12 protein-coding genes are annotated in these 13,128 nt (G+C 71.1%); 3 read left to right on the forward strand and 9 right to left on the reverse strand.

What is annotated here, in order from left to right; translation table 11 throughout:
• Positions 1–19: 19 nt before the first annotated feature.
• Positions 20–643 carry a TetR/AcrR family transcriptional regulator gene (locus ACFORO_RS32405; protein WP_377873429.1) on the forward strand — a complete coding sequence of 208 codons (624 nt, stop codon included), beginning with the start codon at positions 20–22 and terminating at the stop codon, positions 641–643.
• A 197-nt stretch (positions 644–840) separates the two neighbouring features.
• Here ACFORO_RS32405 and proB read toward each other — a convergent pair whose 3' ends face one another.
• From proB to ACFORO_RS32430, 5 genes are all read right to left on the reverse strand, one after another.
• A complete protein-coding gene (gene proB / locus ACFORO_RS32410) occupies positions 841–1,947 on the reverse strand; it encodes a glutamate 5-kinase (protein ID WP_354736765.1) in 1,107 nt (368 codons plus the stop codon).
• Entirely contained in the window at positions 1,944–3,467 is a 1,524-nt protein-coding gene (gene obgE, locus ACFORO_RS32415) for a GTPase ObgE (protein WP_377873430.1), read from the reverse strand. The genes proB and obgE overlap by 4 nt, the downstream gene beginning before the upstream one ends.
• Before the next feature lie 175 nt (positions 3,468–3,642).
• Positions 3,643–3,900, reverse strand: coding sequence for a 50S ribosomal protein L27 (gene rpmA / locus ACFORO_RS32420; protein WP_116200471.1), 258 nt, complete (start codon positions 3,898–3,900; stop codon positions 3,643–3,645).
• A 47-nt stretch (positions 3,901–3,947) separates the two neighbouring features.
• Positions 3,948–4,262, reverse strand: a complete 315-nt coding sequence (gene rplU, locus ACFORO_RS32425) for a 50S ribosomal protein L21 (RefSeq protein WP_009081084.1) — start codon at positions 4,260–4,262, stop codon at positions 3,948–3,950.
• Positions 4,263–4,423: 161 nt separating this feature from the next.
• Complete coding sequence (locus tag ACFORO_RS32430; RefSeq protein WP_377873431.1) at positions 4,424–7,657, reverse strand: translation initiation factor IF-2 N-terminal domain-containing protein; 3,234 nt, start codon at positions 7,655–7,657, stop codon at positions 4,424–4,426.
• Between the two features lie 510 nt (positions 7,658–8,167).
• On the opposite strand from ACFORO_RS32430, the gene ACFORO_RS32435 reads away from it, so the two are divergent.
• Positions 8,168–9,598 (forward strand): S8 family peptidase, encoded by a 1,431-nt coding sequence (locus ACFORO_RS32435; protein ID WP_377873432.1) that lies wholly within the window; start codon positions 8,168–8,170, stop codon positions 9,596–9,598.
• A 10-nt stretch (positions 9,599–9,608) separates the two neighbouring features.
• Here the strand turns inward: ACFORO_RS32435 and ACFORO_RS32440 are convergent, their stop codons facing one another.
• From ACFORO_RS32440 to ACFORO_RS32455, 4 genes are read right to left on the reverse strand one after another with little or no spacing between them, the layout of a single operon-like run.
• The gene (locus ACFORO_RS32440) at positions 9,609–10,448 is read right to left on the reverse strand and encodes an ABC transporter permease (RefSeq protein ID WP_354736758.1); all 840 of its coding nucleotides are present in this window, start codon (positions 10,446–10,448) and stop codon (positions 9,609–9,611) included.
• Entirely contained in the window at positions 10,448–11,251 is an 804-nt protein-coding gene (locus ACFORO_RS32445; RefSeq protein WP_377873433.1) for an ABC transporter permease, read from the reverse strand. The genes ACFORO_RS32440 and ACFORO_RS32445 overlap by 1 nt, the downstream gene beginning before the upstream one ends.
• Positions 11,251–12,192, reverse strand: a complete 942-nt coding sequence (locus tag ACFORO_RS32450) for an ABC transporter ATP-binding protein (RefSeq protein WP_377873434.1) — start codon at positions 12,190–12,192, stop codon at positions 11,251–11,253. The genes ACFORO_RS32445 and ACFORO_RS32450 overlap by 1 nt, the downstream gene beginning before the upstream one ends.
• Before the next feature lie 47 nt (positions 12,193–12,239).
• Positions 12,240–12,710, reverse strand: coding sequence for a MarR family winged helix-turn-helix transcriptional regulator (locus ACFORO_RS32455; RefSeq protein ID WP_377873435.1), 471 nt, complete (start codon positions 12,708–12,710; stop codon positions 12,240–12,242).
• Positions 12,711–12,768: 58 nt separating this feature from the next.
• Here ACFORO_RS32455 and ACFORO_RS32460 point away from each other — a divergent pair, with 58 nt between their 5' ends.
• On the forward strand, positions 12,769–13,116 hold the full coding sequence (locus tag ACFORO_RS32460; RefSeq protein WP_377873436.1) for a hypothetical protein: 348 nt from the start codon (positions 12,769–12,771) through the stop codon (positions 13,114–13,116).
• Positions 13,117–13,128 lie beyond the last annotated feature (12 nt).

Raw genomic sequence — 13,128 nt, forward strand, 5'->3', positions numbered from 1 at the left:
CGTCGGTTAGGCTGCCGAAGTGTCCGAGACCACCCCGCGCCGCGCGCCGCGCCCCGGTGAGCGCCAGCGCGATCCCGAACGCACGAAGGCCCGCATTTTCGAAGCGGCGAAGGTCGAATTCGGCAGCAAGGGCTATGCGGCCGCGCGGGTCAGCGACATCGCGCAGCGCGCGGGCGTGAACAAGCAGCTGATCTCGTACTACTTCGGCGGCAAGGAAGGCCTGTACGCCGAGGTCGCGAGCGAACCGTTCGCCGGGTTCACCGCGATGACCACGACCGACCGGCCGCTCGCGGACGTACTCGAGGACTTCGCCAAGGGCGGCCTCGCCGACCAGGACCAGGCCCGGCTGTTCCTGCGGGAGAACATGGCCGAGGGCACGCCGAACGAGGCGGGCGCGGAGTCGCAGCGCGAGTTCCTGCGGGGGCAGCTCAAGTACATGCGGGCACGGCAGGAAGCGGGCGATTTCCCGGCCGATGTGGACCCGAAGACGCTGCTGCTGATGCTGATGGCGGCGGCCAGCGCGCCGATGTCGCTGCCCCGGGTCGTGGAAGCGCTGACCGGGGAGGACCCGGCGTCAGAATCCTTTGTGGAGTACTACGCGGAGCAGCTGGCTCGCGTGGCTCGGCATCTCGGGGGTTCTTAGCGGCAATGCCAGGAATTTAAGCCGCGTGGCCTCGGCCCGCTGACCGTCCACAAAGGACGTCAATTGCACCGGAATGCCCGATTTGTCGCCAGGTGGCCGGGTCTTGAAGTACGTGAGGGGAACCCTGAGGGAATCTGATTCCCTCAGGGTTCCCCTCACGTACCACAACCCGGCTTCCGGGTCCGGGGCATTGGTTCTTAGCGGCGCAGCGGGACGAGGTCGTCCGCGTGGACGACCTCCCGGCGGTACTCCACCGGAACCTCATGACTCGACCGCCCGATCAACGCGGGCAGCTCCCCCGCGTCGAACCCGACCACCCCACGCGCCACCGGGACATCCGCGGAATCCACCAGATCGACCACATCACCGGCCTCGAAATCACCGTCCAGGCCAGTGATTCCGGCCGCCAGCAGCGAACGGCGGCGCAGGATCGCCCGCACCGCGCCGTCGTCCAGGCGGAGGCGGCCGGAGGTGTCGGCGGCATAGCCGAGCCAGAAGCGGCGGGCGGACAGACGGGTGTCGGCGGGGGCGAAAGCGGTGCCGACGTTCGCGGCGCGCAATGCGTCCCCGGCGTCGGCGGCAGCGGCCAGCAGCACCGGGATTCCGGCTCCAGCCGCGGTACGAGCCGCGGCGAGTTTCGAGACCATGCCGCCGGTGCCCAGGCCCGAGGAGGACATGCCGACCGCGATGCCCTCCACATCGGACTCGCCGCGCACTTCGGTGATCTTGCGCGTCGCGCCGTCGCGCGGGTCGCCGTCGTACAGACCGTCCACATCGGACAGCAGGACCAGTGCGTCGGCGCCGACGAGGTGCGCCACCAAAGCGGCGAGCCGGTCGTTGTCGCCGAAGCGGATCTCTTGCGTGGCAACGGTGTCGTTCTCGTTCACGACCGGCACCGCGCCGAGTGCGAGCAGCCGGGAGAACGTGCGTTGCGCGTTGCGGTAGTGCGCGCGGCGGACGACGTCGTCCGAGGTGAGCAGCACCTGGCCGACGGTCAGCGAGTAGCGGCCGAACGATTCCGCGTACGCGTGCGCCAGCGCGAGCTGTCCGACGCTCGCCGCGGCCTGCTGCGTGGCCAGGTCACCCGGGCGCTTGCCCAGCTTCAACGGCGCGAGCCCGGCGCCGATCGCACCCGAGGACACCAGCACGATCTGCGCGTCGCGGGCGACGCGGTCCGCGATGGCGTCGACCAGAGCGTCGAGGCGAGCGACGTCGAGGCCGCTGCCCGCGGTGGTCAGCGCCGAGGAACCGACCTTGACGACCAGCCGGCGGGCTTCCGCGATCTCGTGGCGCGTGCCGCTCACCGGTCGCGCTCCGCCTGCTCCTCGTCGTCCCACACGTCGTCCAGCTCGGAGTCGACGGACGGGGTGGTTTCCTCTTCGACCAGCTCTTCTTCCTCGCCGGTGCCGTCACGGCGGATCCGGCGGGCTTCCTTGCGCTCGGACGCGCCGACGCGGTCGGTGCGCTCCAGCCGGACGTCCGTGCCGCGGCCCGACAGGTGCACCGCCACGCCAGGCGTGGAGGGCTGCCATTCGAACTGGATGTCGCCGATGGTGACCGGGCTGCCCAGCCGCGCGCCGTTCTTCGCCAGGGCTTCCTCGACGCCGAGCCGGTTGAGCCGGTCCGCGAGGTAGCCGACGGCCTCGTCGTTGGCGAAGTTCGTCTGCCGGATCCAGCGTTCCGGGCGCGAACCGCGGACGATGAACCCGCCCTCTTCCTCCGGATCGCGTTCGACGGTGAATCCGCTGTCGTCGATCGCGAGCGGGTGCAGCACGATCTTCTCCGGCTCCAGCACCGGCTGCGCCTCGCGGTAGGCCTCGACGACCTCCGCCAGCGCGAAGCTCAGCTCCTTCAAGCCCTTGCGCGACGCGGTGGACACCTCGAACACGCGCAGCCCGCGAGCCTCCAGCTCGGGCCGCACGAACTCGGCCAGCTCGGCCGCTTCCGGGATGTCGATCTTGTTCAGCACCACCACGCGCGGGCGTTCCTCGAGCTTGCCGCCCAACCCCGGCGTGTAGCGGGCCAGTTCCTCCTCGAGAGCGTCCACATCGGACAGCGGATCGCGGCCCGGCTCCAGCGTCGCGCAGTCGACCACGTGCACCAGCACGGCACAGCGTTCGATGTGGCGCAGGAAGTCCAGGCCGAGGCCGCGGCCCTCGGACGCGCCCGGGATCAGGCCCGGCACGTCGGCCATCGTGAACACCGACGAACCGGCGGTGATGACGCCGAGGTTCGGCACGAGCGTGGTGAACGGGTAGTCGGCGATCTTCGGCTTCGCCGCGGACAGCACGGAGATCAGCGACGACTTGCCCGCGGACGGGAAGCCGAGCAGGCCGACGTCGGCGACCGAACGCAGCTCCAGCACGAGGTTGCGGCTCTCGCCCGGCTCGCCGAGCAGCGCGAACCCGGGAGCCTTGCGGGCCTTCGACGACAGCGCGGCGTTGCCGAGCCCGCCGCGGCCGCCCTGCGCGGCGATGAACCGGGTGCCGGGGTTGGTGAGGTCGGCGACGAGTTCGCCGTCCTCGGTGAACACGACGGTGCCCGGCGGGACCTTCATCTCCAGTCCCTCGCCCTGGGCGCCGTTGCGGTTGCTGCCCATGCCCATCTTGCCGTTGCCGGCGCGGGCGTGCGGGCGGAAGTGGAAGTCGAGGAGGGTGTGGACGTTGGCGTCGACGATCAGCGTGACGTCACCGCCGTTGCCGCCGTTGCCGCCGTCCGGGCCGCCGAGCGGCTTGAACTTCTCGCGGTGCACCGAGGCACAGCCGTTTCCCCCGTCCCCGGCGGTCAGATGGATGACCGCGCGGTCCACGAACCGGGACGCCATGGGCTTGCCTCACTTCACTCGCAAAACGACAAAACGGTGCGGACCACGCTGGGTCTGCCAGCGGCCGCACCGTGGGGGTCCGGGGGGCTCGGCCCCCCGGGTTATATAAGCGAGCGACGTGGTCCGCGTATTCCGCGGACACACGTCGCCCAAAAGCTCGCGCTGAAGCCGATTGTCAGGCTTCGGCCGGCACGATGTTGACCGTCTTGCGGCCGCGCTTCGAGCCGAACTCGACCGCACCGGCGGCGAGCGCGAACAGCGTGTCGTCGCCGCCACGGCCGACGTTCACGCCGGGGTGGAACTTGGTGCCCCGCTGGCGGATCAGGATCTCGCCCGCGTTCACCTCCTGGCCGCCGAAGCGCTTCACGCCCAGTCGCTGGGCGTTCGAATCACGACCGTTGCGGGAGCTGGACGCACCCTTCTTGTGAGCCATCGCTCAAGCCCCTTCTTGGAAAGTTTCAGTCTCGAAAGTTCGAAGAACTACTTGGAGATGCCGGTGACCTCGACGCGGGTCAGCTTCTGCCGGTGACCCTGGCGCTTGTGGTAGCCGGTCTTGTTCTTGAACTTGTGGATCCGGATCTTCGGACCCTTGGTCTGCTCGACGACCTTGCCGGTGACCGAGACCTTCGCCAACGCGTCGGCGTCCGTGGTGACCTCGCCACCGTCCACGAACAGCACGGCGGGGAAGGTGTGCTCGGTGCCCGGCTCGCCCTCGAGCTTCTCGACCTCGACGACGTCGCCAACGGCAACCTTGTACTGCTTGCCGCCGGTCTTGACGATCGCGTACGCCGACACGGATGTCTCCTGCATTACTCGACAATGGGTTAGGGGGCTGGCGCGGCCGGCCCGCCCGAAGACGGTCCAGGTGCTCGCGCAGCAACTCATGCTTGCGATGAGCCGTACTACAGGTTACGGGAGGCCCCGGGCGCTGCTGCACCCGGGGTACCCGTGATGGATCAACTCTGGTCCGAAGCCTTCACCGGCGGCCCCGCCGGACGCGAAGCGGCACGGCGCGGACGGCGCCGGGTGCTCCGCACGGCCGGGGCCGGGACGTCGACCTCGGGTTCTTCTCCCGCGTCCGCCTCGGCGGCCTCGGGCTGCTTGGTTTCCGCCTCCGGCGCGGCCTGGGCGACCGCGGGCTCCGGCTGCTTCGGCTCCGGCTGCTGGACGGCGGCCGGGGTCTCGGCCTTCTCGGTCACAGTGTCCTGCTCGGACGGCTTGACCGATTCCTGCGCCTTCGCTTCGGCGGTGTCCGCCGAGTCTTCCGGGCCGTGGTGCTCGTGCTTCGCCTTGGACGCGTTGGCCATGGCCTGCACCGCCGACACCACGGACTCGCGCTGCACCGGGGTCGGAGCCGGGGCGGCCGGCTCGGCCTTGGGCTCGTGGTGCTGCTGCTGCTCCTCGCCCTTCCCGCGGCCGCGGGAGCGCCGCGAGCTCTTGGTGTCGCCGCCGCCGTGGCTGTGGCCGTTGTTGCCGTTGTGCCCGTTGCCGCCGTTGCCTCCGCCGCCGGTGCGCTGCGGTTCGGTGGACACGACGACGCCGCGGCCCTTGCAGTGCTCGCACGGCGTGGAGAACGCCTCGAGCAGCCCGGTGCCGATCTTCTTGCGCGTCATCTGCACGAGGCCCAGCGACGTGACCTCGGCCACCTGGTGGCGGGTGCGGTCGCGGCCGAGGCATTCGGTGAGCCTGCGCAGCACCAGCTCGCGGTTGGACTCGAGCACCATGTCGATGAAGTCGATGACGATGATGCCGCCGATGTCCCGCAGCCGCAGCTGGCGGACGATCTCCTCCGCCGACTCCAGGTTGTTGCGGGTCACCGTCTCCTCGAGGTTGCCGCCCGAGCCGGTGAACTTGCCGGTGTTGACGTCGATGACGGTCATCGCCTCGGTGCGGTCGATGACCAGGTAGCCGCCCGAGGGCAGCCAGACCTTGCGGTCGAGCGCCTTCGTGATCTGCTCGTCGATCCGGTGGTCGGCGAACGCGTCGCCGGTGCCGGTGTAGCGCTTGAGCCGGTCGGCGAGGTCGGGCGCGACGTGCTGGACGTAGCCGTGGATGGTCTCCCACGCCGTCGAGCCCTGGATCTCCAGCTTCGCGAAGTCCTCGGTGAACAGGTCGCGCACGACCTTCACCAGCAGGTCCGGCTCCTCGTACAGCATGGTCGGGGCGCCGCCCTTCTTGGCGGACCCGGCCGAGGCCTTCTCCTTGATGACGTCCCACTGCGCCTTGAGCCGCTGGACGTCCCGGTCGAGCTCCTCCTCGCTGATGCCCTCCGAGGCGGTGCGGATGATGACGCCCGCGTCCTCCGGGACGATCCGCTTGAGGATGTCCTTGAGCCTGCGCCGCTCGTTCTCCGGCAGCTTGCGGGAGATGCCGGTGGCCCCGCCCGCGGGGACGTAGACGAGGAAGCGGCCGGGCAGCGAGATCTGCGTGGTCAGCCGGGCGCCCTTGTGCCCGACCGGGTCCTTGGTGACCTGCACCAGCACGCTGTCGCCGGTGGACAGCGCCTGCTCGATCTTGCGCGCCTTGCCTTCCAGGCCGGCGGCGTCCCAGTCGACCTCGCCCGCGTAGAGCACGGCGTTGCGGCCGCGGCCGATGTCGATGAACGCGGCCTCCATGCTGGGCAGCACGTTCTGGACGCGGCCGAGGTAGACGTTGCCGACGATCGAGCCGGTGCCCGACGAGGTCACGAAGTGCTCGACCAGCACGCCGTCCTCGAGCACGCCGATCTGCGTGGACTCGCCCTTCTCGGCGACGACCATGGTGCGCTCGACCGATTCGCGGCGGGCCAGGAACTCGGCCTCGGACAGGATCGGGGCGCGGCGGCGGCCCGCCTCGCGGCCGTCGCGGCGGCGCTGGCGCTTGGCCTCCAGCCGCGTCGAACCGCGGACGCTGCGCACCTCGTCGCGCGCCGGACGCTCGGTCTCGGCGGCCTTCGCCTGGCGGACGTGCGTGACGGTGTTCGGCGGGTCGTCTCCGCCGGTGGCCTCGGCCCCGTCGTCGTCCCCGCCCTTGCGACGGCGGCGACGGCGACGGCGCTTGCTGCCGCCGTCGGACTCGGCGTCGTCGTCGGACTCCGCTTCGGCTTCGCCCGCCTCGTCCGCCTTCTCAGGCTTGTCCTTCGAGTCTTTGCTGTCCTTGGCGTCTTTCGCGTCCTTGACCGGCTGGTCTTCGGAGGTTTCGTCCTCGTTCTCGGACTGGGCCTCGTCGCCGCCCTTGCCCCGGCCGCGGCCACGACGGCCGCGACGGCGCCGGCGACGGCTGTTCGCGTCGTCGCCGTCCTCGTCGGAACGCTCGTCGCGGGCCTCGTCGGAGGTTTCTTCCTCCGCGGTGTCGGCGGCGCGCTCGGTCCGGCCGGGACGCTCCGGACGCTCGGTCTGTGCGGGAGCCTCGCCGACGCCGAACACCGGCTCGGGCTTGCTGCGCGTCTGCTGCGCGGGCTCGGGCGGCAGGAAGACCGGCGACGGCGCGGCGAAGACCGGCACGTGCACGGGGCCGCGGGCCGGAGTGGCCTGCTCGGTTTCCTGCTGGTCGGCCGGGATCGCGGGCGCGACGGCCCGGCGGGCGCGACGGGTGCGGCCGCGGGCGGGCTTCTCGCTCTCCTGAGCGGACTCCTGCTCGGCTTCCTGGCCGGTTTCCGCGGCGGCGGGCTCGGCGGAGAACGGGCGGGCAGTCCAGCTGGCCGGGGCGGCTTCCGGGGCAGCGCCCTGCGCCGGAGCGGCGGTTCCGGCGGAGGCGACGTCCTGCGCGGCGGCTTCCGGGGCGGACTCGCCGTCCTGGGATCCAGCCGTCGCCGGGCCGCTGGCCTGCTCGACGGTTTCGGTGCTCGCAGCCTGCTCGGCGTCGCTTCCGGCGACGGCCGCGGCGGTGGCTTCCTGCGCGGCCTCGGCGGTCGCGCCCTGCTCAGCCACGCTGGCAGCGGTGGCCTGGGCGGTGTCGCCGGACTCGGCGGCGGTCTCCGCGTCGAGGATCACGGCCACGCGGTGCGCGACCTCCTTGGTCACGCTCGACTGGGCGCTGCGGGGGCTCTCCCCCAGCTCGGCGAGCTTGCCGAGCAGGTCGCGGCTGCTCAGGCCGAGCAGCTTGGCCAGCGCGTGCACGCGGATGCGCGGCGGCAGCTCGCCCAGCCTGCTGGTCGTGGGTGCGACGGTATTCCCGCCGGTCTGATCGGCGGGTGTGTCCGCGTTCGACATATGTCTCCTCCGCCCCCGGGCGCGTCAGCCGGTTCGCACCGGTGGTGACGCGGCCGCGCAGGGGCCCTTTCTGTTCCGTGCCCGCCGTGGTGGTGACCAGCGGCGGGAATTCTGCTGGCAGCCGTGCGGTCCGCCGGGTCGGCGGCCGCTCGGTTCCTGGTCTGCTCGGCGGGGTGCCGGCCTGCTCGCGACCCCCGGGCCACCCGCCACGACATCGACCTTGGCCCGGCCTCCCGGGGGCGACGCGCGTGGTGCCGGTCCGGCACTCCTCCGGGCCGCTCACGACGCGGGCGGGATGCCCGTCGGCGCAGCGGCCAACGCGAGTATCCCACACCCGGGGGGACACCCGGTGTAGTCGGTGTCCCCCGGCAGGCGCCCGGGCGTGCCGCGATCATGCACTCGGGCGAACTTCCGCGCTTCGCTTGTCGCGCCGGGCCGGGGGTGGTTAGCGTGCGGGCTCGGGCGCTCGCGCGGGCGCCCGGCATAGCCCCGCGCGCGGTGGGAGGTCCGGTGTCTGTGCTGGCGCGGCCGCTGCGGGCGGCCGTGTGCTCCCTCCTGGTCCTCGCCGGATGCGCCGCGGTCTCTCCGCAGGCGGTCGCGGGTCCCGGATGCGCCTCCGGCGGGCGGGCGGTGCGCTACGTCGTCGCGTTCGACCGCGGAACCCCGGAATCTTCCGCCCGCCAGCAGGCGAGCGCGGGCTGCGGGCAGGTCACCGGCTACTACCCGCAGATTTCCGTGGCGGTCGTCACGTCATCCGATCGGGCGTTCGCGGACCGCTTCGGCCCGGAGCGGACATTCAGCGCGCAAGCCACCCGGACGGCCGCCGAACAGCCGGGCGCCGCCGCGCAGCCCGCGCGAGCCGCGCTCCCGCTCAGCGACCCGGCGCGAATTCCTGCCGCGGACCTGTCCTTGCGGCAGTGGGACATGGACTTGATCGGCGCTCCGGCCGCGCACCTGGTGACCGGCGGCAGCCGTTCGGTGGTCGTCGGCGTGCTGGACTCCGGCGTCGACCCGAAGCACCCCGACCTCGCCGCCGCGATGGACCCGGACGATTCGGCGGGCTGCCTCACCGGCGTCCCGGACCCGAGCCCGGCCGCGTGGCAGCCGACGACCTCGGCGCACGGCACGCACGTCGCGGGCATCATCGCCGCGGCCGACGACGGCAAGGGCATCACCGGCGTCGCGCCAGGCGTGCGGATCGCGTCGGTGAAGGTCATCGACGACCGCGGCTACGCCGATCCCGAGGCCGCGGTCTGCGGAATCATGTGGTCGGCGGCGCGGCACCTGCCGATCGCCAACAGCAGCTGGTTCGTGAACCCGTGGTCCCTGTCCTGCGTTCGCGGCAACGACCGCGGCGTGGTGCACGAAGTGCTGGCAAGAGCTGTCGAATACGCGACCTCGCAGGGCACGTTGAACGTCGCCGCCGCGACCAACGAGGCGGTCGGCCTCACTCCGTCGGCCCATTCGGGTTCGCCGTCGGCCGCCGGGAAGTGCGAGGCGCTGCCGGCCGGGCTGCGGGACGTGGTGACGGCTTCGGCGATCAGCCAGGACCGGGTGAAGTCGGGCTACAGCTCGTACGGGCTTGGTGTGGTTGATGTCACTGCCCCGGGCGGCGATGACGACCGGTGCGTGGTTTCGACTGTCCCCGGCGGGTACGCGCCGATGTGCGGGACGTCGATGGCCGCGCCGCACGTCGCCGGAGTGCTGGCGTTGCTCAAGTCGGTGCATCCCACGTGGTCGGCCGCCGAGCTGCGCCGCGCGCTCGACTCCCGCGCGACGCCGATGCCGTGCCCGGACAATTACGACCTGACCGGCGACGGCGTCCAGGACGCCTACTGCTCCGGTTACGACGGATACAACGGCTTCTACGGCCACGGTCTCGTCGATGCCCGTTCCGCCGTGGCGCCCGCGCAGGTCGGAGGACCCAGCCCGGCCCGCTGACCGTCTCGATTTAGGTCAGCAGCAGTTTCGCGATCCTCCTTGTCGCACCCCAGATCCCGATCCCGGCGAGCACCAGCAGGTACGCCAGGTTGCCGAGCATGCTCCAGGAGAAGATGCCGGTGGAGAGCCCGCGCATCAGCTCGACCCCGTGGTACAGCGGGAAGCAGCGGACCAGCCACTGCAGCGCCTCCGGGTAGACCGTGATCGGGAAGAACGTGGTGGAGAACAGGAACATCGGCATCAGGACGAGCTGGATGTAGTCGAACTGGGACGTCGACTTCAGGAAGCTGACCAGCGTGATGCTGATGGCCGCGAACGCGAACGACACCAGCAGCGCGGCGGGCAGGAGCAGCAGCGCCCACCACGACGTGAGCAGCCCCATCACGCCGGTGACCGCCAGGAACGCGACCGAATAGAGGCCGCCGCGCATCATCGCCCAGGCGATCTCGCCGAGCGCCACGTCGAGCGGGCCGACCGGGGTGGCCAGCATCGCGTCATATGTCTTGGCGTAGCGCAGTTTGAAGAACAGGTTGTACGTGCACTCGAACACCGCGCCGTTCATCGCCGACGACGCCAGCAGCGCGGGCGCGACGAACGCGACGTAGCTCATCGGCTGCCCGTCCGGCCCCGGCACGGTGGTGACCAGCTTGCCGAAGCCGACCTGGAACGCGAGCAGGTAGAACAACGGCTCGAGCGCGCCGGACACGAGGATCCCCCACGACCGCCCGTAGACGGTGAGCGCGCGTTCGATCAGCGCGGTCGCGCGGCCGCTGTACATGCCCGAGGGCAGGACTCGGAGCAGAATTCCGCGCCGCTGCGGGAGAATCGGGGCGTTTCGCAGGTCCGTCATCACGCCACCAGCCGTCGGTAGAAGCCGCGGTGCGCGATCGCCCAGCCGATCGCGACCAGCACCGCCAGATACGCGAGGTGCCCCAGCACCGGGAGCAGGTCGCGCCCGCCGAGCGTGACGGCGCGGGACAGCTCGGTTCCGTGCCACAGCGGGGAAATCCAGGCGAGCCAGCGCAGGTACAGCGGCAGCTGGGTGATCGGGAAGAACGTGCCGGAGAACAGGGTCATCGGGATGACCACGAACCGGAAGATCAGCCCGAACCGCTGTCCCTCGTCGAAGGTCCACGCCGCCAGCGCGGCGATCAGCGATCCGCAGGCGAGCCCGGTGAGGACGCCGACGAGAATCACCAGCAGCGCGCCCGCGTTGTCCCAGGCGCCGAACAACCACGCGACGAGCGCGTAGACCGCGCCGGAGAGGGCGAGCCGCAGAATGGTCCAGATCTGGTGCCCGCCGAGGACCTGGCCTGGCGACACCGGGGTCGCGGTGACCGCCAGATAGTCCTTCTGCCACTTGAATCCGCTGAGCACCGGATAACTCGACTCGCTGACGCCCTGCTGCGCCGCACCGGCGACGAGCAGCGCCGGGGCGACGTACACGAGGTACGACACGCCGCCGGTCGCCGGGCCGGCTTTGACCTGCGAGCCAAAGCCGAGCCCCATCGCGGCGAGGAACAGCACCGGTTGCAGGCCGGTGGAGTAGAGCGTGCTGAGCCAATGTCTGCGGTACCAGGTCCAGTAGCCCTCGACGCGCAGCCAGGCACCGTGGAACCGGCCGACGACGCGGCCGGTGGCGGGAGCGGTCATCAGTCCACCAACGTCCGGCCGGTGAGGCGGAGGAACACGTCTTCGAGGGAGCTGCGCCGCACCAGGCTCGACAGCGGGCGCAGGCCGCGCTCGTGGGCGCGCTCCAGGGTGGATTCGCCGGTCATCGTGTAGAGCAGCACCCGGTCCGGGAGGACTTCGACGCGTTCGGCCAGCCCCTCGAGCCGGTCGGCCGCGTCCTGCTGCTCCCCCGGCGCGAACCGCAACTCGACTACTTCACGGGTGGAATGCCGGGCGATCAAATCGGCGGGCGAGCCTTCCGCGGCGATCCGGCCGCCGTCCATGACGACCAAGCGGTCGCATAATTGTTCCGCTTCATCCATGTAATGGGTCGTGACGATCAGCGTCGTGCCGCGCGCTTTGAGGCGGAAAAGCCGGTCCCACAACAGATGCCGCGCCTGCGGGTCGAGGCCGGTGGTCGGTTCGTCGAGCAGCAGCAGTTCCGGGTCGTTGACCAGGGACCGGGCGATGGTGAGCCGCCGCTTCATGCCGCCGGACAGGGAGTCGACCGGTTTCTCGGCGCGATCGGACAGCTGCGCGAACTCCATGAGCTCGACCGCTTTCCGCCGCACGTGCGCGCGGGAAAGGCCGAAATAGCGGCCGTAGACGTGGAGGTTCTGCCGGACGGTCAGCTCCACGTCGAGGTTGTCCTCCTGCGGCACCACGCCGAGGCGCGCGCGGATCCGCGGCCCGTCGACGTCCGGGTCCATGCCGAGGACGCGCAGATCACCGTCGGTGCGCGGGGACACGCACGCGATCATCCGCATCGTCGACGACTTCCCGGCGCCGTTGGGCCCGAGGAAGCCGAACGCCTCCCCCGGCCGCACCTCGACGTCGACGCCGCGGACTGCCTCGAATTCCCCGAACCGTTTGACCAGCGCCTTCGCTTGCACGAGCGCTGGTTCCGATGCCGACTCTCCCACGAGGAACGACAGTAGAGGGAGGGACCGACAATTCTCGACCCGTTTCCTCAGCCGCCGGGCGGCTCGAGCGCCCCGATGGCCCGCCACAACGTTTCCCGGCAGCGATCTAGTTCCTCGCGCCCGACCTCGTCGGCCATCCGGGATTCCAGTGCGCGAACAGCTTCCGCCGCCGCTTCCGCCAGCTCCCGGCCCGCTCCGGTGAAATCGACGAGTTTCGCGCGGGCGTCGGCAGGATCGTCACGGCGGGCGAGATAGCCCCACGCGACGAGTTCGTCGATCACCGGCCCGGTCGTCTGCTTGGTCGTCCCGAGAAGCCGCGCGACGGCGACCGCTCGCGCCGGTCCGTTCTCCAGCGACGCGAACACCCGCAGATGGACCGCGCGGATCCGGACGTCCCGCTGCTGCACCTCGGCGAGCACTCCGGCGGTCACCGCCTGGGCGAGCCGCCTGGCCAGCGCGCCGAGCCGCGACGAGCCGGTCAGCGCGACGAGGGCGGGCGGTTCCTGCGGGGTTGACACACCCGTCAGGCTACCTTACTTTTTTGGTCAGGCTACCTGACCGTTTGGAGGCCCGGCCGTGCTGCTCTCCCCCGCGGCTTCGCAGACCCGTTCCCGGCTGCTCGGCTCGATCCTCGCCTTGTCGGCGGTGACCCATGTCAGCCAGCTGGCCGTCTACGGAACCGGTTCGGACACGGTCGGATCGGCGGCCTTCGGGGTCCTTTACGCGGCCATCGCGGCCGGGGTGTTCCGGCAAGCGCGGCCCGCCTTCCTCGCGGCCGCGATCTTCCCGGCGATCGGCGGGCTGCTCGGGCTCTACCGGCTGGTCGCCGTCCATCCCAACCCGTTCAGCGTGTTCCACCCGATCCTCGACGTCGTGATCGTCCCGCTCGCGGTCAGCCTGTGGCGCGGCACCGCGTGGGAATAGCGAAGCGGGGCG

Source organism: Amycolatopsis halotolerans (genome assembly GCF_042647905.1).
Lineage (GTDB): Bacteria > Actinomycetota > Actinomycetes > Mycobacteriales > Pseudonocardiaceae > Amycolatopsis > Amycolatopsis halotolerans.